The sequence below is a fragment of the Micromonospora sp. WMMA1947 genome (assembly GCF_027497355.1).
In the GTDB taxonomy this organism is placed as follows: domain Bacteria; phylum Actinomycetota; class Actinomycetes; order Mycobacteriales; family Micromonosporaceae; genus Micromonospora.
This window is the reverse complement of record NZ_CP114909.1, coordinates 2,889,333-2,913,321: the sequence shown is the minus strand read 5'-3', so window position 1 is coordinate 2,913,321 and position 23,989 is coordinate 2,889,333. Positions and strand designations below refer to the sequence as shown.

Annotated in this window: 23 protein-coding genes and 2 tRNA genes; 11 read left to right on the top strand and 14 right to left on the bottom strand. The window is 72.0% G+C overall.

The genetic code is table 11. From position 1 onward, the window contains the following. The first annotated feature begins 22 nt into the window (after window positions 1-22). Entirely contained in the window at window positions 23-490 is a 468-nt protein-coding gene (locus tag O7604_RS14040; RefSeq protein ID WP_269704187.1) for an ATP-binding protein, read from the top strand. Between the two features lie 10 nt (window positions 491-500). On the opposite strand, the gene O7604_RS14035 is transcribed toward O7604_RS14040, so the two are convergent. Then, on the bottom strand, window positions 501-1,439 hold the full coding sequence (locus O7604_RS14035; protein WP_269704186.1) for a ribose-phosphate pyrophosphokinase: 939 nt from the start codon (window positions 1,437-1,439) through the stop codon (window positions 501-503). Between the two features lie 64 nt (window positions 1,440-1,503). On the opposite strand from O7604_RS14035, the gene glpK reads away from it, so the two are divergent. Further along, window positions 1,504-2,988 carry a glycerol kinase GlpK gene (gene glpK / locus O7604_RS14030; protein WP_269704185.1) on the top strand — a complete coding sequence of 495 codons (1,485 nt, stop codon included), beginning with the start codon at window positions 1,504-1,506 and terminating at the stop codon, window positions 2,986-2,988. A 3-nt stretch (window positions 2,989-2,991) separates the two neighbouring features. Here glpK and O7604_RS14025 read toward each other — a convergent pair whose 3' ends face one another. Beyond that, window positions 2,992-3,825: a phosphoribosylaminoimidazolesuccinocarboxamide synthase gene (locus O7604_RS14025; RefSeq protein WP_269704184.1), complete on the bottom strand. Its 834-nt coding sequence runs from the start codon at window positions 3,823-3,825 to the stop codon at window positions 2,992-2,994. A gap of 122 nt (window positions 3,826-3,947) precedes the next feature. On the opposite strand from O7604_RS14025, the gene O7604_RS14020 reads away from it, so the two are divergent. Continuing rightward, window positions 3,948-5,273 carry an extracellular solute-binding protein gene (locus O7604_RS14020; RefSeq protein ID WP_269704183.1) on the top strand — a complete coding sequence of 442 codons (1,326 nt, stop codon included), beginning with the start codon at window positions 3,948-3,950 and terminating at the stop codon, window positions 5,271-5,273. A 36-nt stretch (window positions 5,274-5,309) separates the two neighbouring features. Here O7604_RS14020 and O7604_RS14015 read toward each other — a convergent pair whose 3' ends face one another. The 6 genes from O7604_RS14015 to O7604_RS13990 all read right to left on the bottom strand — a co-directional run bounded on the left by O7604_RS14015 (window position 5,310) and on the right by O7604_RS13990 (window position 10,645). Then, window positions 5,310-5,558, bottom strand: a complete 249-nt coding sequence (locus O7604_RS14015) for a hypothetical protein (RefSeq protein ID WP_269704182.1) — start codon at window positions 5,556-5,558, stop codon at window positions 5,310-5,312. A gap of 104 nt (window positions 5,559-5,662) precedes the next feature. Next, window positions 5,663-5,736, bottom strand: a tRNA-Met gene (locus tag O7604_RS14010). 292 nt (window positions 5,737-6,028) lie between these two features. Next, window positions 6,029-6,102: transfer RNA gene (locus O7604_RS14005), tRNA-Met, on the bottom strand. A 93-nt stretch (window positions 6,103-6,195) separates the two neighbouring features. Then, window positions 6,196-6,438, bottom strand: coding sequence for a hypothetical protein (locus O7604_RS14000; protein ID WP_269704180.1), 243 nt, complete (start codon window positions 6,436-6,438; stop codon window positions 6,196-6,198). Between the two features lie 66 nt (window positions 6,439-6,504). Then, on the bottom strand, window positions 6,505-9,504 hold the full coding sequence (locus O7604_RS13995; protein ID WP_269704179.1) for a UPF0182 family protein: 3,000 nt from the start codon (window positions 9,502-9,504) through the stop codon (window positions 6,505-6,507). 127 nt (window positions 9,505-9,631) lie between these two features. Continuing rightward, window positions 9,632-10,645, bottom strand: coding sequence for a PDZ domain-containing protein (locus O7604_RS13990; RefSeq protein WP_269704178.1), 1,014 nt, complete (start codon window positions 10,643-10,645; stop codon window positions 9,632-9,634). A gap of 115 nt (window positions 10,646-10,760) precedes the next feature. On the opposite strand from O7604_RS13990, the gene O7604_RS13985 reads away from it, so the two are divergent. Beyond that, the gene (locus tag O7604_RS13985) at window positions 10,761-12,032 is read left to right on the top strand and encodes a zinc-dependent metalloprotease (RefSeq protein ID WP_281579824.1); all 1,272 of its coding nucleotides are present in this window, start codon (window positions 10,761-10,763) and stop codon (window positions 12,030-12,032) included. A 317-nt stretch (window positions 12,033-12,349) separates the two neighbouring features. On the opposite strand, the gene O7604_RS13980 is transcribed toward O7604_RS13985, so the two are convergent. Continuing rightward, complete coding sequence (locus O7604_RS13980) at window positions 12,350-13,021, bottom strand: hypothetical protein (protein ID WP_281579823.1); 672 nt, start codon at window positions 13,019-13,021, stop codon at window positions 12,350-12,352. Window positions 13,022-13,180: 159 nt separating this feature from the next. Then, a complete protein-coding gene (locus tag O7604_RS13975; RefSeq protein WP_269704175.1) occupies window positions 13,181-13,702 on the bottom strand; it encodes a M48 family metallopeptidase in 522 nt (173 codons plus the stop codon). 475 nt (window positions 13,703-14,177) lie between these two features. On the opposite strand from O7604_RS13975, the gene O7604_RS13970 reads away from it, so the two are divergent. The 3 genes from O7604_RS13970 to O7604_RS13960 all read left to right on the top strand — a co-directional run bounded on the left by O7604_RS13970 (window position 14,178) and on the right by O7604_RS13960 (window position 16,994). Continuing rightward, window positions 14,178-14,345, top strand: coding sequence for a DUF5679 domain-containing protein (locus O7604_RS13970; RefSeq protein ID WP_007464795.1), 168 nt, complete (start codon window positions 14,178-14,180; stop codon window positions 14,343-14,345). Window positions 14,346-14,523: 178 nt separating this feature from the next. Further along, on the top strand, window positions 14,524-15,651 hold the full coding sequence (locus O7604_RS13965; RefSeq protein WP_281579822.1) for a TOMM precursor leader peptide-binding protein: 1,128 nt from the start codon (window positions 14,524-14,526) through the stop codon (window positions 15,649-15,651). Then, window positions 15,648-16,994 (top strand): AarF/ABC1/UbiB kinase family protein, encoded by a 1,347-nt coding sequence (locus O7604_RS13960; RefSeq protein ID WP_120573255.1) that lies wholly within the window; start codon window positions 15,648-15,650, stop codon window positions 16,992-16,994. Before O7604_RS13965 ends, O7604_RS13960 begins: the two co-directional genes overlap by 4 nt. A 339-nt stretch (window positions 16,995-17,333) precedes the next feature. On the opposite strand, the gene O7604_RS13955 is transcribed toward O7604_RS13960, so the two are convergent. From O7604_RS13955 to O7604_RS13945, 3 genes are all read right to left on the bottom strand, one after another. Continuing rightward, window positions 17,334-17,699, bottom strand: a complete 366-nt coding sequence (locus tag O7604_RS13955) for a WhiB family transcriptional regulator (RefSeq protein ID WP_091262418.1) — start codon at window positions 17,697-17,699, stop codon at window positions 17,334-17,336. A 130-nt stretch (window positions 17,700-17,829) separates the two neighbouring features. Beyond that, complete coding sequence (locus O7604_RS13950; RefSeq protein ID WP_082931090.1) at window positions 17,830-18,084, bottom strand: hypothetical protein; 255 nt, start codon at window positions 18,082-18,084, stop codon at window positions 17,830-17,832. A 129-nt stretch (window positions 18,085-18,213) separates the two neighbouring features. Next, entirely contained in the window at window positions 18,214-20,337 is a 2,124-nt protein-coding gene (locus tag O7604_RS13945) for an ATP-dependent DNA helicase UvrD2 (RefSeq protein ID WP_281579821.1), read from the bottom strand. A 91-nt stretch (window positions 20,338-20,428) separates the two neighbouring features. Between O7604_RS13945 and O7604_RS13940 the strand changes: the two genes are divergently transcribed. Further along, window positions 20,429-20,671: a mycoredoxin gene (locus tag O7604_RS13940; RefSeq protein WP_018784736.1), complete on the top strand. Its 243-nt coding sequence runs from the start codon at window positions 20,429-20,431 to the stop codon at window positions 20,669-20,671. A 57-nt stretch (window positions 20,672-20,728) separates the two neighbouring features. On the opposite strand, the gene O7604_RS13935 is transcribed toward O7604_RS13940, so the two are convergent. After that, window positions 20,729-21,982: an MFS transporter gene (locus O7604_RS13935; protein ID WP_281579820.1), complete on the bottom strand. Its 1,254-nt coding sequence runs from the start codon at window positions 21,980-21,982 to the stop codon at window positions 20,729-20,731. Window positions 21,983-22,186: 204 nt separating this feature from the next. On the opposite strand from O7604_RS13935, the gene O7604_RS13930 reads away from it, so the two are divergent. From O7604_RS13930 to O7604_RS13920, 3 genes are all read left to right on the top strand, one after another. Beyond that, window positions 22,187-23,167: a helix-turn-helix transcriptional regulator gene (locus tag O7604_RS13930; protein ID WP_281579819.1), complete on the top strand. Its 981-nt coding sequence runs from the start codon at window positions 22,187-22,189 to the stop codon at window positions 23,165-23,167. Window positions 23,168-23,238: 71 nt separating this feature from the next. Beyond that, window positions 23,239-23,478: a DUF397 domain-containing protein gene (locus O7604_RS13925; protein WP_269704170.1), complete on the top strand. Its 240-nt coding sequence runs from the start codon at window positions 23,239-23,241 to the stop codon at window positions 23,476-23,478. 197 nt (window positions 23,479-23,675) lie between these two features. Beyond that, complete coding sequence (locus tag O7604_RS13920) at window positions 23,676-23,945, top strand: hypothetical protein (protein ID WP_269704169.1); 270 nt, start codon at window positions 23,676-23,678, stop codon at window positions 23,943-23,945. Window positions 23,946-23,989 lie beyond the last annotated feature (44 nt).

The window sequence follows — 23,989 nt, the reverse complement described above, 5'->3', positions numbered from 1 at the left end:
GAGCCATCGTCGGGACGGGGTCATGACAGACGCAGAACTCCCCGCACCGCGTACGGTTGTGCCCATCGAACCTTCCCTGCTTCTCGCCACCGCCTTCGACCAGGCGCAGGTGACCGGGCTGCGGCACTCGGTCACCTCCTGCGCGCACGGCTCCGGCCTGTCCGGCCAACGGCTGGACGACTTCGTGCTGGCGGTCAACGAGCTGATCACCAACGCGGTCCGCCACGGCGGCGGGCAGGGCTGGCTGCGGCTCTGGGAGCGGAACGGCGAACTGGTCTGCGAGGTCGCCGACCACGGGCCCGGGATCAGCGAACGGCGGCTGCGCGACCGCGAACGGCCCGCGCCGGACACCGCCGGCGGCTGGGGTCTCTGGCTGGCCCGCGAGTTGAGCGACGCGATGGAGGTGGAGACCGGCGCCGCCGGCACCGTCGTCCGGATCACCGCCGCGCTCGCCACCCGCCAGCCCGCCACCGGTCCGCTGGACGGCTGACCCGCCACCGTCAGGCGAACAGGGCGCTCACCGACTCCCCGTTGTGGATCCGCCGCATCGCCTCGGCCAGCGCCGGCGCCACCGACAGCACCTCCAGCTTCGGCACCCGCTTGTCCGCCGGGATCGGCACCGTGTTGGTGCAGACGATCTCCAGGACGCCCTCCTGCGCGCTCAGCCGCTCCAGCGCGCCGCTGGAGAACAGGCCGTGCGTACAGGCCAGCCGGATCGAGCGGACCCGCCGCTCGCGCAGGTGCGAGATCAGCTCGATCACCGTGCTGCCCTTGGCGATCTCGTCGTCCAGCACGATCACGTCCCGGTCCGCCACGTCGCCGATGATCGTGCTGATCTGCACCCGGTCGTCGCTGTAGCGCTGCTTCGCGCCCGCCGCCACCGGCGTGCCCAGCATCCGGGCGAACGCGGCGGCCTCCTTGGCGTTGCCCAGGTCCGGCGAGACCACCACCGCGTTGCTCAGGTCGTACCCCTTGAAGTGGGTGGCCAGCTCGCGCAGCGCGTGCAGGTGGTCCACCGGGACGCTGAAGAAGCCGTGCACCTGTGGCGAGTGCAGCGTCATGGCCAGCACCCGGTGCGCGCCCGCGGAGGTCAGCAGGTCGGCGACGAGCCGGCCACCGATGGAGATGCGCGGCGCGTCCTTCTTGTCCGACCGCGCGTACGCGTAGTGCGGCAGCACCACGGTGATCCGCGCGGCCGACGCGCCCCGGGCCGCGTCGATCATGAGCAGCAGCTCGACCAGGTGCTCCTGCACCGGCGGCACCAGCGGCTGGATGAGGAAGACGTCGCGCTCCCGGCAGTTCGCCTGCAACTGCACCTCGAGGCAGTCGTTGGCGAACCGGGACACCCGCACCGGGTGCAACGGGACGTGGAGGTGGGCGCAGATCTCGGCGGCGAGGTCGGGATGGGCCGACCCGCTGAACACGGCAATGTCACGCACGTCTGATGATCGTACGGGCCGCGGGGAGGAGACGGTGGACGCTCGCGGCGGGTACGGTGCTGCCGTGACCGCAGAGTTCGTCGCCGCCATCGACCAGGGCACCACGTCCTCGCGCTGCATCGTCTTCGACCGGGCCGGTGAGATCGTCACAGTGGCCCAGCGCGAGCACCGGCAGATCTTCCCCCGGCCCGGCTGGGTCGAGCACGACGCCGAGGAGATCTGGACGAACGTCGAGCACGTGGTGCGCGAGGCGCTGGCGAGCGCGGACATCGGCACCGAGATGCTCGCCGGGGTGGGCATCACCAATCAGCGCGAGACCACAGTGGTGTGGGACCGGGAGACCGGCCGCCCGGTGGCGAACGCGATCGTCTGGCAGGACACCCGCACCGGCCCGCTGCTGCGCGAGCTGACCGGGACGTACGACGAGGAGCGGCTGCGGGCCCGCACCGGCCTGACCCCGGCCACCTACTTCGCCGGCCCGAAGCTGCGCTGGCTGCTCGACCACGTCGACGGGCTGCGCGAGCGGGCCGAACGCGGCGAGGTGCTGTTCGGCACCATGGACAGCTGGCTGATCTGGAAGCTGACCGGCCGGCACGTCACCGACGTGACGAACGCCAGCCGCACCATGCTGATGGACCTGGAGACGCTCGACTGGGCCCCGGAGCTGCTCGACGCGCTGCGGATCCCGGCCGCCGTGCTGCCGGAGATCCGCAGCTCGGCCGAGGTGTACGGCACCGCCCGGGGGGTGCTGGCCGGGGTGCCGGTGGCGAGCGCGCTCGGCGACCAGCAGGCGGCGCTGTTCGGGCAGACCTGCTTCCAGCCCGGCGAGGCCAAGTGCACCTACGGCACCGGCAGCTTCCTGCTGCTCAACACCGGTGCCAGCCCGGTGCCGTCGCGGCACGGCCTGCTCACCACGGTGGCGTACCGGATCGAGGGCCAGCCCGCCGTGTACGCGCTGGAGGGCGCCATCGCGGTCACCGGCTCGCTGGTGCAGTGGCTGCGCGACAACCTCGGCCTGATCTCCACCGCCCCGCAGGTCGAGGAGCTGGCCCGTACTGTCGACGACAACGGCGGCTGCTACGTGGTGCCGGCCTTCTCCGGCCTGTTCGCCCCGCACTGGCGCAGCGACGCCCGGGGCGTGATCGCCGGGCTGACCGGCTACATCACCAAGGGGCACCTGGCCCGCGCGGTGCTGGAGGCGTCGGCCTTCCAGACCCGGGAGGTGGTGGACGCGATGAACGCCGACTCCGACGTGGCGCTGCGCCGGCTGCGGGTCGACGGCGGGATGACCGGCAACGAACTGCTGATGCAGTTCCTCGCGGACGTGCTGGACGTGCCGGTCGTGCGGTCCCGGATCACCGAGACGACGTGCCTCGGCGCCGCTTACGCCGCCGGCCTGGCCGTCGGGTTCTGGCCCGACCTGGCCACGCTGCGCGAGAAGTGGCGCTCGGACGCGCAGTGGGAGTCGACGATGGACCCGGCGCACCGGGAGCGTGAGCTGCGCCAGTGGCACAAGGCGGTGCGGCGCACGCTCGACTGGGTCGACTGAGCGTCAGTCCCAGCGGTTGCCGGTGAGCTTCTCGTACACCTCGACGTAGCGGGCCCGGGTCGCCTCGATCACCTCGGCCGGCACCTCCGGCGCGGGCGGCTGCTTGTCCCAGCCGCTCGCCGTGGCCCAGTCCCGCACGTACTGCTTGTCGTAGGAGAACTGCGCGCGGCCCGGCTGGTACGACTCGGCCGGCCAGAACCGGGACGAGTCGGACGTGAGCACCTCGTCGCCGAGGACCAGCGTGCCGTCCGCCGCCCAGCCCAGCTCCAGCTTCGTGTCGGCGATCAGGATGCCCCGCTCGGCGGCGATCTCCGCACCGCGCCGGTAGACGTCGACGGTGATCTGCCGCAGCCGCTCGGCGACCTCCGGCCCGACCTTGTCCACCACCTGCTCGTACGTGATCGGCTCGTCGTGCTCGCCCTTCGGCGCCTTGGTCGACGGCGTGAAGATCGGCTCGGGCAGGATCGACGCCTCCACCAGGCCGCGGGGCAGCGGCACCCCGGAGACCGAGCCGGTGCGCTGGTACTCGGCGAAGCCGCCGCCGGTCAGGTAGCCCCGGGCCACGCACTCGACCGGCACCATCTCCAGCCGCCGGCAGCGGATCGCCCGGCCGGCGAACTCCTCCGGTACGTCCGTCGCGGAGATCACGTGGTTCGGCACCAGGTCGGACAGCTGCTCGAACCACCACAGCGACAGCGCGGTGAGCAGGCGGCCCTTGTCCGGGATCGGGGTCGGCAGCACCACGTCGTAGATGGAGACGCGGTCGGTGGCGACCAGGATCAGGTCCTCGCCGTCGGCGTAGACGTCCCGGACCTTGCCCGAGTGCAGAAGTTCCACGGCGCTAGTACACCATGAGCAGCGCGGGCCGCCGGGCGCGCCCACCGGCGTCCCGTCCGGCGTTGACACCCGGCCGGGGGCCGGTGAAATGATCCGTCCACCCCACCTTCGGAGAGAGACCTGTGCGCGCTCCGCAGTCCGTACCCCGTCCCGGGCTCGACCGGCGACGGTTCCTCGGCGCGCTCGCCGGTCTGCCGCTCGCCGCCGGAACGCTGCCGCTGCTCACCGGATGCAGCCCGGAGGAGGTGGCCGCCGACGAGGGCCCGGTCGAGCTGTCCGTGTTCTGGTGGGGCGACGCCCGCCGCGCCCAGGCCACCGAACAGGCGCTGCGGCTGTACTCGCAGCAGAACCCGCGGGTCAGCTTCCGGGTCACCTGGCAGGGGCTGAGCGGCTACTACGACCGCCTCGCCACCCAGGCCACCGGCGGCAACGCGCCGGACCTGTTCCAGATCGACGACACCCTGCTCACCGAGTACGCCGGCCGGGACATCCTGCTGGACCTCACCCCGTACGCCGCGGACGAGCGGCTCGACCTGCGTGAGGTGCCGGAGCAGCTGGCCCGCTACGGGCGGGTGGACGAGCGGACCGTCGGCGTGCCCGCCGCGCAGACGAGCGCGGCGCTGGTGTTCAACCGCGGTCTGCTGCGCCGGCTGGACCAGCCCGAGCCGCGCACCGGGATGTCCTGGAAGGAGTACGTGAGCTGGGCCGCCCGCGTCACCCGCGCCTCCGGCAACCGGGTGGCGGGCACCATGGACGCCTCCGGCGACTACCGGGCGTTCTGGCTCTGGCTGCGCGGCCAGGGCAGCGAGCTGTACCAGGGCCGGCAGCTCGGCTTCAGCTCCGCCGAACTGCTCGCCTGGTTCGAGTTCTGGGAGGTGGCGCGCTTCGACCGGGCCACGCCGAGCGCCGCCCTGGTCGAGCAGGCCGACAGCGGCGAGCTGGCCCGCCAGCTCGTGGTCACCGGGCACACCGCAGCCTCGTTCGCCTGGTCGCACCAGCTGCCCGAGTTGCAGCGCCTGGCCGACGACGAACTGGGCGCCGTCGCCTTCCCCGGTACGCCCGCCGCCCAGTGGCCCCGGGCGTCGATGTACTGGGCCGGTTTCCGGGGCACCCGCCACCCGGAGGCGGTGGTGAACGTGCTCGACTTCCTGACCACGAACGTGGCGGCCGGTCGGCTCCTCGGCGTCGAACGCGGCTTGAACGCGAGCAAGCAGGTGCGTTCGTTCGTCGCCGCGGAGGTGACCGGCCGGGCCGAGAAGCGCATGACGGCGCTCGGCGCCGAGCTGGACGATCTGGCCGGTCCGTCCCCCGCGCCGCCGCCCAAGGGGCACGCCAAGGTGCGCGAGCTGCTGATCGACGCGGCCGAGAGCATCCGCGGCAAGCAGGCCGGCGCCCGCACCGCGACCTCCCGCTTCATGGCTCAGGCGAACACCGCCCTGGCCGAGTGACCCGCCCCGCCCGAGGCGGACAGGGCGGGCGAGGGCTCAGCGCGGGGGGCGGTTGCGGCGGTTACGGGTGAGCAGCACCACCAGCAGCACGATGCCGCCGACCACCACAAGGCAGCAGAGCAGGCCGAGGAAGCCGAACCCGCCGCGGGAACGACGGCGGGCGGCCTCCACCACGATCTCGCCGGTGCCCGACGACGCCCAGGCCGCGACCGGCACGAAGACCGAGAGCACGACCGTACCGAGGACCGCGCCCAGGCGGCCCCACCACTTGTTCCATCCAGACATGCCCCCATCCTCGCCGAGACCCGCAACCGGGGCACGGCGGACGGAAAGGATGTCGCCGGACACGGCGAAGGGCCCGGAGCGAACTCCGGGCCCTTCGTCACGAGTAGCGGGGACAGGATTTGAACCTGCGACCTCTGGGTTATGAGCCCAGCGAGCTACCGAGCTGCTCCACCCCGCGTCGGCTCGTACAGCTTATCGCACTCCGATCCTGGAGATCAGCCGGGTCCCCCGGAATCCCCCTCGGGCACCGCACGACGATCCGAAGTCCCGCCGGGCGAGGTCGAGCACGAGACTCTCTGGCGATATGACTGAGAGTCATAATCATGACTCTCAGTCATATGCGTCTCGGGACTTCTCTTCTGCCGAGCCGGTCGCGGACCGTGACCACGGCGCGCGATCCGCAGATGCGCGTGGGACACCGGCGGAAACGGCGAAGGCCCCGGAGAGAACTCCGGGGCCTTCGCCACGAGTAGCGGGGACAGGATTTGAACCTGCGACCTCTGGGTTATGAGCCCAGCGAGCTACCGAGCTGCTCCACCCCGCGTCGGCTCGACAACCGTAGCGCACCGACCGGGGGAGGCGCAAAACGGGTACTCAGTCCCACCACCGCCGGATCGCCCCTGCTCCCACAGCACCGTCACCGACGGCCGCCCCGGGCGGGCTGCTCGGGGCAGGCCCGGACCGCCACGCGCACCTCGGCCAGCGCCGGGGCCGCCGCACCGGCCCGGTAGATCGTGATGCTGTGCCGGTAGTTGCCGGACGGCACCTCGTCCGCGGGCGCACCGGCCCGGCGGTACGGCAGCGACCGGCCACCGCGTAGCCGTACCGGACGGCCCGGCCCGACGTGCTGCGGGGGTTGCGGCCGGGGAGTCCGCTTCACGACAGAGCCCGTGGTCCGGGTGACCGTTGCGGTCCCGGACCACGGGCTCGTGGTGTCAGCTCGGCGTCAGCCGCTCGGTGTCGGCGCGGGTGACGTCGGTGCCGGTGGCGAGGCGCTGCCCGACGGCGCGGGGTTACCTGAGCCGTTCGCCGCGGCCTGGGCCTGCTGGAACGCGCTCATCGCCTCGTCCAGCGCCTTCAGCGCACGCCCGTACCGCTCGAAGTCGCCGGACGCCTGCGCGGCCTTGACCTCGGCGATCGCGGTCTGCACCCGGGCGGCGGCCTGGGCCAGTTCCCCGCTCACCGGCGGCGTGTTGTTGTCGCCCGCGGTCGGCGACGGCGTGGGATTGTCGGGCGTCGGGTTGTCGTCGGTGCTCGGCGGCGGGTTGTTGTTCGGTGCCCGCTTGCCCTGCTCGACGAGTTGCTTGATGCCGTCGTTGAGGTTGTTGGCGAGCACCACGTACGAGCCGCCGTCACCGTAGGAGAGCAGCACCTTCTGCAACAGCGGGTACGCGTCGGTGCTGCTGCTCTTCACGTACACCGGCTCGACGTAGAGCATGCCGTCGGCGAACGGCAGGGAGAGCAGGTTGCCGTACTGCACCTGCGCCTGGTTGGAGGAGAGCAGGTTGAGCTGCTGCCGGATGTCACCGTTGTTGGTCATCTGCTGGTGCACCTGCGTCGGCCCGGAGATGCGGGTCTGGTCGGGCAGCTCCAGCACCTCCAGTCTCGGCTGGCCGTCGACGTACGACCCGGAGACCAGCGCGGCGAGGTTCTGCCGCCCGTTGGGGGTGACCGCCGAGGTCAGCTGGAAGCGTGGTCCCTCCTGCCCGGGGAACTGCGTGAACAGGTAGTACGGCGGCTGCTTCTGCCCGCTGTCCGGCGCGTCCGGCACGTTCGGCACCTGCCAGAAGTCCTGGCCGGAGTAGAAGTCGCCGGGGTCGGTGACGTGGAACTTGGTCAGCAGGTTGCGCTGCACCTTGAACAGGTCGGCCGGGTAGCGGAAGTGCTCGGCCAGCTCCGGCGGGATGTCGCCCTTGGGCAGCACCAGGTCACCGCCGAACGCCTTGTTCCACGCCTTGAGCACCGGGTCGGTGTCGTCGTACGAGTAGAGCTTGACCGTGCCGTCGTACGCGTCGACTGTCGCCTTCACCGAGTTGCGGATGTAGTTGACGTTCTCCCGGGCGAGCTGGAACGTGCCCCGGCCGGTCAGCTCGTCGGTCGTCTCGGCCTGGAGGTTGACCCGCTCGGCGTACGGGTAGGTCGCCGCCGTGGTGTAGCCGTCGATGATCCACAGGACGCGCCCGTTGACCACGGCCGGGTACGGGTCGCCGTCGAGCGTGAGGAACGGCGCGACCTTCTCCACCCGGTCGCGCGGGTTACGCACGTACAGCAGCTTCGAGTTCTCGTTGACCGCCTCGGAGAGCAGGAAGTTCGACTCCTGCTCCTTGATCGCGTAGAGCAGCCGGCGCGGGAACGAGCCGATCTTGACGCCGCCTTCGCCGGTGTAGGTGTAGTACTGCTCACCGCCGGTGGAGGTGGGCCGGTCGAACTCGACGTTGCGGTCACCGGTCTGCCCGACGATCGCGTAGTCGTTCGCCTCCATCCGCTCGCCGTAGTAGATCCGCGGCTGCTGGGCCGGGATCTCCTCGGTCGGCGCGGAGCACGCCTCCTGCGCCTTCTCGCCGAGGTAGCCGGAGACGAAGTACGGCTGGCCGCCGCAGACCACCTGGTTCGCCGGGGCGGCCACCAGGCCGTACCCGTGGGTGTAGACGGTGTGGCGGTTGATCCAGTTGCTCTGCTGGTCGGTCAGCTCGCCGTAGTTGATCTCACGGACGCCGACCACGTAGTCGGAGGTCTTGTCGTTGACCGAGTACCTGTCGATGTCCAGCTTCGAACCGAAGTCGTAGAAGCCCCGGACCTGCTGGAGCTGCGTGTACGTCTCGGAGACCAACTGCGGGTCGAGCAGCCGGATGTTCTGCACCACCGAGGTGTCGGTGGCCAGGCTGGCGGGTGGAACAAGGTTGCTGGCCGCGTACGGTGTGGTCTTCGCGCCTTCCAGGCCGAACGCGGACCTGGTGGCCTTGATGCTGCGTTCGATGTACGGCGCCTCCTTGTCCCGGGCGCTCGGCTTGACCTCGAAGGTCTGCACGGCCCACGGGTAGATGCCGCCGATCGCCACCGCGGAGACGCCCAGCAGGGCGAGCGAGATGCCCGGCCAGACCAGGTTCCGCATCACCGCGTTGGAGAACACGATGATCGCCAGCGCCACCAGGACGGAGATCCAGGCGAGGATCTCCTTCGCCGGGAGCAGCGCGTTCACGTCCGCGTAGCCGGCGCCGTAGAGCTTGGCGCCCTCGTTGTACTCCAGCAGCATGGCCCGCCGGTCCAGCACGTAGGCGACGGCCTTGAGCAGCACGAACACGGCGACCAGCGAGCTGAGGTGGGCGCGGGCGGCGTTCGTCATCCGGTCGCCGATGCCCTGCAGGCGCACGCCGCCGAAGATGTAGTGCACGGCGAGCGCGCCGAGCAGCGACAGCACCACGGCGGTGAAACCGACGCCGAGCAGGTAGCGCCAGAACGGCAGCTGGAAGACGTAGAAGCCGACGTCGATGCCGAACTCCGGGTCCTTCACCCCGAAGTCGCCGCCGTTGCGGAACAGCAGCCACTGACCCCAGCGGCTCTGCGCGGAGAGGCCGGCGAACAGGCCGACGACGGCGGCGGCGAGCGCGATCCAGGTGCCGAGCCGCGGGCTCAGCAGCATCCGGTAGCGCTCGAGCGTGGCCTGCTCGGCCGAGTGCGGGCGCATCTTGGGCCGCAGCCGGTAGGCCAGCCAGAGGTTGCCGCCGACGAGCAGCGCCATGCCGGCGCCGATCACCAGGAACAACAGCAGGCGGGTGGCGAGCACGCCGGTGAAGACCTGGGTGTAGCGGACCTCGTCGAACCAGAGCCAGTCGGTCCACGCGTTCACGCCCCACCCGAGGAGGGTGAACAAGATGAACACCCCGATCAGGACACCGATGGTGACGCGTCCGCGCCGGCTCATCCTCGGTAAGGGACTGCTACGCATGACCACTGTTGGCTCCGCACGCTCGATGTGATCGGCTCCGACCAGGCACCAAGAGTACGGGGTGTTCCTGAGCACGTCGGGTCAAGGTCACGTCACGATCCGCCAGCCGGTCGGCGCCCGGCCCGCCTCAGCAGCGCGTCGGCTGTCCCCCGGCGCGCAGCGTCTCGAGTGCCTTCAATGCCTCACCCAGCGTGGCGACCTTCAGCAGCGGCAGGCCCGGCTGCGGGTTGCGGACCGCCTCGGCGCAGTTGTCGGCCGGCACCAGGAACGCCTTCGCGCCCGCGTCCTTGGCGCCGACCAGCTTCTGCGCGATGCCGCCGATCGGGCCGACGCGACCCTCGTCGTCGATGGTGCCGGTACCGGCGATGATCTTGCCGCCGGTCAGGTCGGCCGGCTCCAGCTTGTCGATGATGCCGAGCGAGAACATCAGCCCGGCGCTCGGCCCGCCGATGTCACCCAGGTCGATCTTCAGGGTGAACGGGTGCGGCTGCTGCTGGTCGATCTCCACCCCGATGCGCGGCCGGCCGTCCTGCTCGCGGCTGGTCACCGTGGCCGTACCAGGGGTCTCACCACGGGTGTAGCCGATCGTCAGCGCGGTGCCCGCCGGCTTCGCGCGGATCAGCTCGGTGAGCTTGGCGGCGCTCGTCACCTGGACCCCGTCCACCGAGGTGAGCACGTCGTCGGGCCGTAGCACGCCAGCCGACGGGCCACCCGCCGTGACCGCCTTGACCAGGACCTTGATCGGGTAGCCCAGCTCACGCAGCGCCGCCGTCTCGGCGCTGGTCTGCGAGTTCTGGAAGTCCTCCGCGTTGCGCTTCTCGACCTCCTCCTGCGACTCCCCCGGCGGGTAGACCAGCTCCCGCGGCACCACCGCCTCGTCCGAGGAGAACCACCCGGCCAGCGCCGAACGCAGCCGCACTGTCGGCTGCACACCGACTGTGGTGAGACGGAGCTGACCGGCGGAGGTGGACGTCGCGCGGCCGGTCACCTGGATGACCTCCTTGCCGTCCTCACTGCCCAGCGTGTTCACCGTCGGACCGGGGCCGAGCACCACGTACGGCAGCGGCACGCTCAGCACGCCGACGCTGAGCAGGGCGGTGAGCAGGGCACCGAGAAGGACGGTCACGCCGCGACGTCTCATGGGCCAGAGCGTACCGATCCGTACCCGGCCGCCCGGCGCGGTGACCCGAGGACTTCGCCCTCAGCGCAACGCCGAGTGGCACGACCTGCGGCGGCGCGCGCGTACCGTAGAGGTCGTGCCTGATATTCCGTTCGGTTTCGCGCTCCCGGGTGGTCAACCACCGGACCCCAACGATCCCGCGGCGATGCAGCAGTTCATGTCGCAGTTGCAGCACCTGCTCTCGGCGCCGGGCAGCGGGCCGGTCAACTGGGACCTGGCCCGGCAGGTAGCCGCCAGCCAGCTCGCCGCCGCCGGCGACCCGGCGGTGTCGCCGTTCGAACGCAACGCGGTCGAGGAGGCGCTGCGCATCGCCGACCTCTGGCTGGAGCCGGCGACCTCGTGGCCCTCCGGCATCCGCACCTCGGTCGCCTGGAACCGCAACGAGTGGATCTTCAAGACGCTCGACGTGTGGCGCAAGCTCTGCGACCCGGTGGCCAGCCGGATGGTCGGCGCGATGGGCGACCTGGTGCCGCCGGAGGCGCGCGCCCAGCTCGGCCCGATGCAGTCGATGGTCGCCACGCTGGGCGGCGCCCTCTTCGGCGGCCAGCTCGGCCAGGCGCTCGGCTCGCTCGCCGCCGAGGTGCTCTCCGCCGGTGACATCGGCCTGCCGCTCGGCCCCGCCGGCACCGCCGCGCTCGTCCCCGCCAACATCAAGGCGTACGGCGAGGGCCTGGAGCTGCCCGAGGACGAGGTACGCCTCTACGTGGCCCTGCGCGAGGCCGCCCATCAGCGGTTGTTCCAGCACGTGCCGTGGCTGCGCGGGCACGTGCTGACGGCGGTGGAGAACTACGCCGCGGGCATCCGGGTCAACCGGGAGGCGATCGAGGAGGCGATGGGCCGGGTCGACCCGACCGACCCGGAGTCGATGCAGGCGATCGCGCTGGAGGGCATCTTCACGCCCGAGGACACGCCCGCGCAGAAGGCGTCGCTGGCCCGGCTGGAGACCGTCCTCGCCCTGGTCGAGGGCTGGGTCTGCCACGTCGTCGACAGCGCCGCAGGTGACCGCCTCCCCAACGTGGTACGCCTCGGCGAGGCGTTCCGCCGCCGCCGCGCTGCGGGTGGCCCGGCCGAGCAGACGTTCGCCGCGCTGGTCGGCCTCGAACTGCGGCCCCGCCGACTGCGCGAGGCGACGGTGCTGTGGGAGGCGCTGACCGAGCACCGGGGCATCGCCGGCCGGGACGCGGTCTGGGGCCACCCCGACCTGCTGCCCTCCGACGACGACTTCGCCGCGCCGGAGGCGTTCGCCGCGACGAGCACCGATCTCGACGACGAGCTGGCGAACTTCGACTTCTCCGCCCCGGGCGCCCCCGAGGAGAAGTCCCCCGGCGAGGACGACGACAAGCGCTGACACCCACGCCGAACGGGGCCCGCACGGTTCACCGTGCGGGCCCCGTCCGCGTCCCGTCCCGCCCCGTCGATCTTGGGGTTGCGGCGCCCAGGATGCCCTGAATGCGGCGTCTGTCGGGCGCCACAACTCCAAGATCGCAGAGGTTTCGGGGCGGCGCGGGCGGGAGTTCCTCGATCAGCTTGTTGCTGCGTCGGGCGCCGCCCATCGGGCGAGACTGGCGTTCCGCGAGGTGGGATCGGTGGAGCCGGGAGCCTCACTCACAGATCGACGAAATCGGCGGGGTGGAGCGGTGTGGGCGCGGGCGGGGCGGCGGCGGGTCAGACGGGGCGGCCGGACAACAGGGCTCGGGTGGCCTCCCAGCCCTCGACGGCGGGATCGAGCGCGGCCAGGTCGGCCGGGCCGCGCATGCGGTGCCAGCCGGCGGTGACCGCCACGTCCCCGGGGCTCGGTGCCGCCCGCCGCACCTCGGCCGGCGCTGTCGTGTTCAGGTCCAGCGCCGGCAGCCACGCCGGTACGGGCAGCCGCGCCGCCACCCCCAGCAGCCCGGTGCCGCTCCCCTCGACCGGGGCCACCGCCACCGGCCGGGTGGTGAGCGGGCGCAGCAGCTTGCCGAGCGTCAGCCCGGGCACGTCCGGCGCGTCGGCCACCACCACCGCCACCTGGTCGTAGCGGGCCGCCCGGTCACCGGTGACCGCCGCCGCGCCCGGAGTGGCCGCGGGCTCCTGTCCGGACGACTCCCCGGCCAGCGCCGCGAACACCGCGTTCGGCGTCGGCTCGGGCACCTCGTACACCTGGGTGCCGGGCCAGACCACCGCGTCGGCCAGCCATCGGTCCCGGGCGGTGACCGCGACGGCGGTCTCCACCTCGTTCAGCGTGGCGAGCAGGTCGACCACGTCCTCGGCGAGCGCGGTCCGCCAGCGCGCCGGATCGATACCGGGCGGCGACCAGGTCACCGGGCCGAGCAGCGCCACCACCACACGTCGCGACATTCGCCGACCTTAACCCCCACCCCGCCCCGGGTCCGCGCACGATCATGAGGTTGGCGGTGACGAAGCGGACGGAACGCCGGGTCAACTTCATGATCGACCGCGACGGACGGACGGACGCGACGGGCGGACGCGACGGACGGACCGACGGGCGGGCGGTGGTCAGGGGATCGCGGCGGTGGCGGCGACGCCCTCCAGATAGCCGCGGGCACGTTCCGACCTCGGGTATCGGGCGACCAGCGCCCAGAACTCGGCGTTGTGGCTGGGCACGATGAGATGCGCCAGCTCGTGCAGCAGCACGTAGTCGATCACCCAGTCGGGCATGTCCTGGACCCGGTGTGAGATCCGGATGGTGCGGTCGGCGGGCGTGCAGGAGCCCCAGCGGCCGTTCTGGTTGGTCACCCAGCGGACGCTCGCCGGCGCGGCGGCCGACCCGTGCTCGGTCAGGTAGAGGTCGATCAGGCGGGTGGCGCGCGCGAGCAGTTCGGCGTCCGAGCGGGCCAGCCGCCCCTCGCGGGCGGCGAGCCGGGCGAGCATCCGGTCGACCCACTCGCTCTCCTCGGCCCGGGAGAACTGGTCGGGGATCAGCACGACGACGCGCTCACCGTCCCGGTACGCGGACACCGTGCGCCGCCGACGCTGGCTGCGCCGCACCTCGACGACGGGCTTCCGCGTCACGGCCATTACCGGTCCGCGCAGCCTCGGTTGACTGTCACGATGGAAAGCTAATGCGTACTGACCAGGACTCCGCAAGAGTCAACACGACGACACGCGCCCGGAAAGTGGCGGTTGATTGTCAGGAGTCCGGAAAAAATTCTTTGCGACGGTAGCTGACCATCACCTGACCGGCCCTGTTCACGTTAAGTGATCTACGACGAGCAACAGTCGGCGGGGCCGCGCGAAGCGGATCTGGGTGCATTCATCCGGCGTGTCCGCGCGAAACTGACTTATACGACGTTACTCGGCAGGCACACTCTCGACGTCGACTTGCTCACAGAGTCGGCGCACAGCTGACATGGAACCGCCCGTACCTGGGTAGGGTCCGCCAACCACGGTCAGGTGACTGACCGCGGAGAACCCCCCGGCGCCGGTGCCACGCGTGGGCCGCCGCAGGGATACCCGCCGGGACACCTCCGGCGGACGAGACGAGGAGGCTACCGTGGCCGACCAGGCCCAGACCTACAACGGTTACTGCGTGAAGTGCAAGGAGAAGCGGGACTTCGAGGGGCACGTGGAGGTCTCGAAGACCGGCATGAACATGGCAAAGGGCAAGTGCCCGGTGTGCGGCACAACAGTGAACCGCATCCTGGGCAAGGCCAAGGTCTGACCCGTACGACAGACACGGGGGAGGACGGCCGTCGGCCGCCCTCCCCCGTCGTATAGCCGACAGAGTTACCCGTCGGTTGTGGAAAACCGGCGAGAACCTGTGGACAACGCTGGCCACGGCGCGCCGCACCTGTGGACAACGAGCGACGGAGCGCGCGGATACGGTCACGATCAGTGGCGTGACCGACCCGACACCGCTCGTCCGTCCCGTGCTCCTGCCCGGCCTGACCCGTCTCTGGCGCGACCGGCACACGCTCCAGCTCGGCGAGGCACCCGGCCGCGCGGTGCTGCTGGAGATGTCCTCGCCGGGGACGGCCCGCCTGCTCGACCTGCTCGACGGCACCCGCAGCGAGCGCGCCGTGCTGGCCGAGGCGCGTGCCGCCCGGGTCCCGCCCGACGAGGCACGCGCCCTCTACGACACGCTCCGGAACGCCGGGCTGGTGGTGCCGGCGCAGGCACTGCTCCCCCGCGACCTCGCCGGTGCGACCCGGGCCCGGCTGGCCGCCGAGGCCGCCGCGCTGGCGCTCGCCTCACCCGACCTGCCCGGCACACCGGCCCGGCTGCTGCGCCGCCGCCGTGACGCCCGGGTGCTGGTCACCGGCACCGGACGGCTCGGCGCGGCGGTCGCCGTCGCGCTGGCCCAGGCGGGCGTCGGGCACGTCGTACCCGATCTGGCCGGCCCGGTCGGTGCCGGTGACCTGGTCGGGACCGGCCTGACCGCCGCGGAGCTGGGCCGGCCCCTGGCCCCGGCGGTACGCGCGGTGCTGGCGCGGTGTGCACCCGGCACGGTCACCGTCCCGTTGCGGGCGGCCCGGCCGGATCTGGTGGTGCAGCTCGGCGTCGACCGTCCGGCCGAACTGCTCGCCACCGGGTACGCCCGCCGACGCCGGCCCCACCTGCTGCTCGACCTGCGGGGCGGCGTACCGGTGGTCGGTCCGCTGGTCCGCCCGCCCGTCGGCCCCTGCCTGCGCTGCCTCGACCTGCACCGCGGCGACCGGGATCCGGACTGGCCCGCGCTCGCCGCCCAGCTCGCCGCCGACCGGGGCGAGCGGGCCTGCGCCGCCGCCACGCGGCTCGCCGCGACGGCCTTCGCGACGGCCGAGGTGCTGGCCCACCTCGACGGCGCCCAGCCGGAGACGCTCGGCGGCGCGGTGGAGATCCGCGGGCCGGGCCGTGTCCGTCACCGACGGTGGCCGCCGCACCCCTCCTGCGGTTGCTGCGGGCGTCGCCCGATCCGGTCGGCCCCCGGCCGCTACCCGCCGCACGGCAGCAGCGGAGGCCCCGCGTCGGTAACAATGGCCGGGTGACCGACATCCCGCGCCGGGCCGTGTCCCGCACCGCCAAACTCGCCGCTCTGCCGCTCGGGTTCGCCGGTCGAACCGTTCTCGGCATGGGCAAGAGGGTGACCGGCCTCGCGTCCGACGTCATCTCCGCCGAGATCCAGCAGCGCACCGCCGAGCAGCTGTTCAGCGTGCTCGGGCAGCTCAAGGGCGGGGCGATGAAGTTCGGCCAGGCCCTGTCGGTGTTCGAGGCGGCGTTGCCCGAGGAGGTGGCCGCGCCCTACCGGCAGGCGCTCACGAAGCTCCAGGAGGCCGCGCCGCCGCTGCCGGCGGCGACGGTGCACAAGGTGCTCGCCGAGCAGCTCGGCCCGGACTGGCGCGACCGGTTCGTCGAGTTCGACGACACCCCGGCCGCCGCGGCAAGCATCGGCCAGGTGCACCGGGCGGTGTGGCGCGATCCGGGGTACGAAGCGGCGGGCGGCCCCCGGCACCGGGACGTGGCCGTGAAGATCCAGTACCCGGGTGCCGGTGACGCGCTGCTCGCCGACCTCAAGCAGCTCTCCCGGCTCGGTGGCATGTTCCGGGCCATCCAGCCGGGGCTGGACGTGAAGCCGCTCCTGGCCGAGCTGCGTGAGCGCATCACCGAGGAGCTGGACTACGAACTGGAGGCGGAGTCGCAGCGGGCGTTCGCCGCCGCGTACGCCGACGACCCGGACATCTTCATCCCGGAGGTGCTCGACGCCGCGCCGCGGGTGCTGATCACCGAGTGGGTGGAGGGTATCCCGCTGTCCCAGATCATCCGGGAGGGCACCGAGGAGCAGCGCGACGAGGCCGGCCGGCTGATGGCCGAGCTGCACCTGTCCGCGCCGGAGCGGGCCGGGCTGCTGCACGCCGACCCGCACCCGGGCAACTTCCGGCTGCTCCCGGACGGCCGGCTCGGCGTGATCGACTTCGGGGCGGTGGCCCGGATGCCACAGGGCACGCCCGAGCCGATCGGCCGGATCGCGGCGCTGGCGCTGCGCGGGGACGCCGACGCGGTGGTGGAGGGGCTGCGCGCCGAGGGCTTCGTCAGCCGCACGGAGTCGATCGACGCCCCGGCGGTGCTCGACTTCCTCCGGCCGATGCTGGAACCGATCGCGGCGGACGAGTTCCGCTTCACCCGGGCCTGGCTGCGCGGCGAGGCGACCCGGCTGGCCAGCCCTCGCTCCCCCGCCTACCAGCTCAGCCGGCAGCTCAACCTGCCCCCGTCGTACCTGATGATCCACCGGGTGACGCTGGGGTCGATCGGGGTGCTCTGCCAGTTGGAGGCGAAGGCGTCCTACCGGTCGATCCTGGAACGCTGGCTGCCCGGCTTCGCGCCGGTGGCCTGAGCGCAAGCCGGTCACGAGCGGCCCGGCGAGCGAGTGAGCACAGCGAGAGGGGCGGTGACCGACAGGTCACCGCCCCTCTCTTGCTCGATCGTTCTACAGGACGCCCAGGTCGCGAGCCGACTGGCTGCGACTCCGCATGGCGACGGTACGGGCGGAACGGGTTGCCTCAGTGCTCGTGGTGGTGCGACCGGCCTGAGGCCGGCGCATTCGGGCCCTGGACAACGCTTCGTGGAGTAGTTGCATCTCGAATCCGTTCGGCAGGTTCAGCATCAGAATTTCTCTCTCAGGTCGGCCGGTGGAGGGACACCGGCATCGGTTCGGGCTCGGAACGTAGGTGTGTCAGGCTGCCAGCCGGACGGAGCTCCGCGACTCGGACAGCCCGCTGGCCGCCAGTCGCGCCTCCGCCTCGACCCGGAGCTGCGCGTCACGGGCGAGGTCCTCCTTGCGCGGACGGCCACGGGGCCGCTTGCGCGGGACGACCGCGCCACGCTCGAAGATCTCGCCGCCCCAGACGCCCCAGGGCTCGGCTCGCTCGACCGCACCGGCGAGGCACTCGACGCGCAGCGGGCAGTCCCCGCAGAGCGACTTGGCCAGCTCCAGCTCGGCGGGCGAGTCGGAGAACCACAGGTCGGGGTCGAACTTCCGGCAGGGCAGGTTCGCCTCCACCTCGACGCTCACGTCGAGTGGGGCCAACGCCAGACTCATCCTCCGGTCACCTCTCTCTCACTTCGATCTCGTGGATCGCATTCCGACGTACTTCGGCGGGGCAAAAAACTGAGGCCGCGGATCCCGGTAGCGGGTTCCGCGGCCTCGAGGTGAGCCGGTGTCTGATGGATCAGACTGGTCTACCTCGAGGTGGAACGCCGCGGACATCCGTGCGCTTCTTGGCGCCATCGATGCCCTTGCCCGCGAAGCCACTGGTCCCCTCGACTCCGGCGATCGGCGCAACGGTCAGGTTCAGCTCGGCCTGAACCTGGACCTGGTGCACCTGCGGAGCCGACGGTCGAGCAGCGAGGGCCACCCGGACGGCCGACAGCGGAGCGACGGCAGACGGCATCGCCGCGAGACGCTCGTAGTTGAAGATCTTCACTGGTGCCACCTCCCTACTCTCCTCGTGCCGACCGTGGACTCATCCCTCTTGAGCAGCCAGAACGGCGCCGCTCGCGAGGTGTGTCATGAGGCTATTCCTCGCCCTCGGGCGAGGGCAAACGATTTACGGCTAGTTTTCAGAAGTTTTCTGTGGGCAGACGTCGTCCACGGTGGCGCCGGCCACCAGGGCGAGCACCGTATCTCCGTAAAGACCGACTTTTCGGGGCCCGATCCCGGCGATCGCCACCAGTTCCTCGGTGCGGCCGGGCTTCCGTTCGGCCAGTGCGGTGAGCGTGGCGTCGGTGAAGACCACGTACGCCGGTACCTTCTGCGCGCCCGCGATCCGCTGCCGCCACTCGCGCAGCCGCTCGTACAGCTCCTCGTCGATGTCCGACGGGCAGGTCGGGCAGCGGCCCAGTTTGCGGTCCGCGCCGGCGAGCAGCGTGGCGCCGCAGATCCGGCAGGAGACCACCTGCGGCCGCCGCCGCTCGGCCCGCCGCGCCGGGCCGGTGCCGCCGGCCCGCTCACCACCGCCGGACCGGTCGAGCTGCGGCAGGAACCGCGACGGCCGTCGGGCCCGGCCACCCGGCGAGCGTGCCGTGGCGTACGACAGCCAGAGCCACTCCCGGGCCCGGGTGATCCCGACGTAGAGCAGTCGCCGTTCCTCCTCGACCTGCTCCATGGTCTTCGCGTACGTGGTCGGCAGTGTGCCCTCGGCCAGCCCGACCAGGAACACGGCGTCCCACTCCAGTCCTTTCGCCGAGTGCAGCGACGCGAGCGTGACGCCCTCGACTGTGGGCACGTGCTGCTGGGCGGCCCGCCGGGCGAGTTCCTCGGTGAACCCGGTCAGGCCGGGCTCCTCCTCGGCCTGCGCCGCGTACTCCTCGGCGAGCTGGACCAGCGCGGCGAGCGCCTCCCACCGCTCGCGCGCGGCGCCGCCGGGCGGGGGTGCGTCGGGGGCCCAGCCGACGGCGGTGAGCGCCTCGACCACGGCGGCCTGCAGCGGGGTCCCGGCGTCGGCCGACCGGGTGGCGGCACGCAGCGCGATCATCGCCTGGCGCACCTCGGGCCGTTCGAAGAACCGCTCCGCGCCCTGGAGCACGTACGGCACCCCGGCCTCGGAGAGCGCCTTCTCGTACGCCTCGGACTGCGCGTTGGTGCGGAACAGCACCGCGATCTCCCGGGCCGGCGTGCCGCCCGCCACGAGTGCCCGGCAGCGCGCCGCGACCGCGTTCGCCTCGGCCGGCTCGTCGGTGAAGATCCGCAGGTCCGGCTCCGGGCCGGGCCGGCGCTGGCCGTGCAGCTCCAGCCGCAGCCGCGCCTCGGCGCCCCGGGCCTGCGAGATCACCGCGTTTGCCAGGCCGACGACCTGCGGGGTGGAGCGGTAGTCGCGGACCAGCCGGACCACTGTCGCGCCGCGGTGCAGCCGGGGGAAGTCGACCAGGTACGACGAGGTGGCACCGGTGAACGAGTAGATCGTCTGGCTGGCGTCGCCGACCACTGTGAGGTCGTCCCGGCCGCCCAGCCACGCCTCCAGCAGCCGCTGCTGGAGCGGGTTGACGTCCTGGTACTCGTCGACCACGAAGTGCCGGTACTGGTTGCGCACCTGCTCGGCGACGTCCGGGTGCTCCTCGATGCCCCAGACGGCGGCGCGCAGCATGTCCTCGAAGTCGATCACCCCGTTGCCGCGCTTGAGCCGCTCGTACGCGTCGAACACGTCCGCCACCCGGGCCGGCTCGTACGGCGTCTCGCGCAGCGCCTTGGCCGCGGCGACCACGTACTCCCCGGGCTCGACCAGCGACGACTTGGCCCACTCGATCTCGGCGGACAAGTCCCGCGCGGCGGCCCGGTCGGCGCGCAGGCCGACCTTGGCGGCGGCCAGCGTGACCACCCGCACCTTGCTGTCCAGCAGCTCCGGCATGGCCCGCCCGGCCAGCAGCCGGGGCGCGAAGTAGCGGACCTGGCGCAGCGCCGCGGCGTGGAACGTGCGCGCCTGCACACCCTGCACCCCCAGCGTGCCGAGCCGGCTGCGCATCTCGGCGGCGGCGCGGGCGGTGAACGTGACCGCCAGCACATGCCGGCCGGCGATGTCGCCGGTCAACGCCCGGTACGCGATCCGCGAGGTCACCGCCCGGGTCTTGCCGGTGCCGGCGCCGGCCAGGATGCAGACCGGGCCGGCCGGGGCGGTCACCGCGGACCGCTGCTCCGGATCCAGCCCGGCCAGCACCCGTTCCGCCGCTGAGTGAACGCCCACAGCAGGGAATCATCCCAGCATCGTGTGACGTTGCAGCGGTTAGCCTGGCCTGATCGGACCGGGCGCGAGTCACCCCTTGGAGGATCGGACCATGCTGACGATGTATTCCACCCCGTGGTGCGGCTACTGCCACCGGCTGAAGTCGCAGCTCGACCGGGAAGGCATCGCGTACGAGGTGGTCGACATCGAGCAGGACCCGACGGCCGCGGACTTCGTGATGAGCGTCAACGGCGGCAACCAGACCGTCCCGACGCTGCGCTTCGCCGACGGCAGCGCCCTGACCAACCCCTCGATCACCCAGGTCAAGCAGCACCTCGCGGCGCTGCCCGGCTGATCTCCCGCGACGCCACGAGCGGCCGTCCCCGATCCGGGTGCGGCCGCTCGTCGTCGTTCAGGACCCGCCGCGGCTGAACACCCCGTCGTCGGCCGGTTTCCGGGGCGCCGGGATCCGGACCGGCGCCGCGACCGGCGTGGTCAGCCCGCGGCCCCGCCACAGGTAGAGGCCGGCCGCCGTGGTGACGGCCCCCACCAGGGCGAACAGCAGCCGGTAGTCGAACACGCCGACGAGCAGCGCGCCGGTGCCGATGGAGAGCGCCTGCGGCCCGCTGACCAGCGCCTCGGACGCGGCGGTGACCCGGCCCAGCAGCCGCGGCGGCGTCCGCCGCTGGATCAGCGTGTTCAACCCCACCATGGTCAGCGGCAGCGACAAGCCGGCCAGCAGCAGCGCCATCACCCCGAGCCACAACCGGGGGTACGCCAGCGCCAGCGCGGCCGGTCCGAAGAACGTCACGCCCGCGGCGAGCGCGCCGACCTCGCCGAACCGGCGGACCACGGCGGCCGACAACAGGCCGCCGACCAGCCCGCCGACGCCCTGCACCATGACCAGCACGCCGACGAACGCGGCGTCGCGGTGCAGGCCCAGATCGACGTACGCGAAGATCAGCGATTCGGTGAAGCCCATCACCAGCGAACCGAGTCCGTACCCGAGCAGCGCCCGGCGCAGCGCCGGCTCCCTGGTCAGGTGGCGCAGCCCCGCGCCCAGTTCGGACGGCCCGCGACGACCCGGGCGCGACGGTGTGCGCTCCTCCACGCGCAGTCGCACGACCACCGCCGCCGCGGTCAGGAAACCGGTCATGGCCAGCAGCACCAGCAGCCAGCCGCCCACGGCGGCGTAGACGCCCGCCCCGGCCAGCGGCCCGATCAGCCGCAGGCCCTGCCGGACGGTCTGGAGCAGCCCGTTCGCGTCGGCCAGCAGCTCGGCCGGAACCAGATGCCGGATCAGTCCGTTGAGTACGGCGGTGAGGGTGATGTACGACAGCCCATAGAACGCGGCGACCACGTAGATCACCCAGACGTCGGACCGGTCCCGGACGGTGAGCAGCGGGCCGAGCAGCACCGCCGCGACCAGGTTGGCGGCGATGAAGAAGGGTCGCCTGCGGTAGCGGTCGACCACCCAGCCGACGAGTGGGGCGAGCACCATCGGCGCGATGACCGCGAAGATCGTCGCCCCGGCCATGCTGTCCGAACCGGTCAGATCCTTGACCCAGACGGCCAGGGCGAGCAGCAGGACCGACTCCGCCGCCATGCTCGCGACGAGCGCGGCGAACAGGAGACGGAAGTCGGGGCGGCGCAGGACGGTGCGCATCGGTTCCCTCCGGCGGGGGTGCGCCACCAGGGCGCGTCGGGGGCGGGCGCTGGCGAAAGTCACCCTCCACGGTCCTCTTTTTGTCTCGTGACACGCCCGTACCGGAACCTCCGACGCCGGTCGCGCCGTCCATACTGACCGTGGGGGGCGAATTTCATACAGTTACCGTCGCGTCAAGCGGCGGTCGACGGGAAAGAGGACGCCGTGCCTCCTGCCGTACCAGGCCCGATTCTGCGCCGTCGTCGACTCGGCACCGAGCTGCGTCGGCTCCGCGAACAGGCCGGTCTGACCGGTGACCAGGTCATCGAGCGGATCGGCTGGGCCTCCGCATCCAAGTTGTCCCGCCTGGAGAACGGCCGCAGCCGTCCCGACCCGGACGACGTGGACGTGTTGCTGACGCTCTACGGCGCCGACGAGGAGCAGCGCGCGGAGCTGACCGGGATCACCCACGAGGCCGGCGACATGCGCGGCTGGCTGCGCAACTTCCCCGTGATGACCCAGCAGCAGCGCGCCTTCGCCGAGCTGGAGGCGGGCTGCGCGGAGATCTCCGAGTACAACCCGGTGCTGGTGCCGGGGCTGTTGCAGACGCCGGGGTACGCACGGCACCGGATCATGTCCGCCGCGCAGGTCGCGGCCGAGGCCGGCGACCCGGACGGCGAGGATCCGGAGACCGAGGTACGCGCGCGGCAGGCCCGGCAGTCTCTGCTGACCCGCTCCCCGGACGTGCCCCGCTACACGGCGGTGCTGGAGGAGGCGGCGCTCGGCCGCCGGGCCGGGCCGCCGGAGGTGTTGCACGAGCAGCTCGTCCACCTGTGCGAGATGGCGCTGCTGCCGAACGTGACGCTGCGTCTGCTGCTGCGGGACACCCGGGTCGGTGACTGGTACCTTCCGCCGACCGCGTTCTCGGTCTATCGGTTCGCCGATCCCCTCGATCCGGAGACACTCGCCATCGAAGGTGGGTTCACCGACGTCATGTCGACCGAGATAAACACCCTAAATCGCTATAAAGTGGTGTTCGAGTGGCTATGCTCGTCGGCACTCTCCGCATCGGACACCCTCTCCTGGTTGATCGAGGCGACGGGACGGCTGACCGGCACGGCAGTCGAGTCCACGGTGGCGTACGGGCCGGCAACGGCGCCGGCCCAGCGTCGCCGGGACTCGGGGCGCCTCACCACGGAACGGTGATCCGGCACGGACACCGCCCGCGCTCCGGCGTCGCTCGGTCCCATCGGAGCACCTCACCAGGAGCAAGCACCATGAACGAGATCCGCACCAGCACGACCACACTCTCGGGACGGCTCGCCGGCGCCGCCTGGCGCAAGAGCACCCGCAGCCAGACCTCCAACTGCGTGGAGGTCGCGCCGCTCGGCTCCGGGCCGGCCACCGTGGCGCTGCGGGACAGCAAGGACCCGAGCGGCCCGGTCCTGCTGTTCGACCGGGCCGGCTGGCTCGGCTTCCTCGCCGGCACGAAGAGCGGCCAGTTCGATCTGGACTGATCCGGCGAATCACGGGGGCCGTCGGCGCGAGCCGGCGGCCCCTCGCGCATGTCCATCCCCGACAACGGTGCTGACCTGGGATCCCCCGATCGGTCGAGCTGGCGCGTTCCCCTTGCCGGGCGTAAACATCGGCGTAACATGACGCGGGAGTGACGTGGAAGTTCCAGCGTGTAACCGCCGATTGTCCGGGGGACACCATGCGGTTCCTGATCGTCCGCACCGAGATCCGTTCCGTCGCCGACGCCGACATCGCCGCCGCCTGGGCGGGCGGGGGCCGGCTGCGTGACGAGACGAGCACGCCGGAGCCCCGCCGCCAGGTCGTCCACGCCGAGGACCGGGACGCCGCACTCCTTCTCGCCCGCGCACTGTCCGCCGTCGGTGCGGTACGCGCGGGCCGGCACCGGGTCAAGGTGCTGCCGATCGAGGAAGCCGCCCCCGGGCACCCGTACCGCTGGGACGGTGGATGACCGGACGCTGACGTCCGTCGTGGCCGGGACCGGCCTCCCCCGCC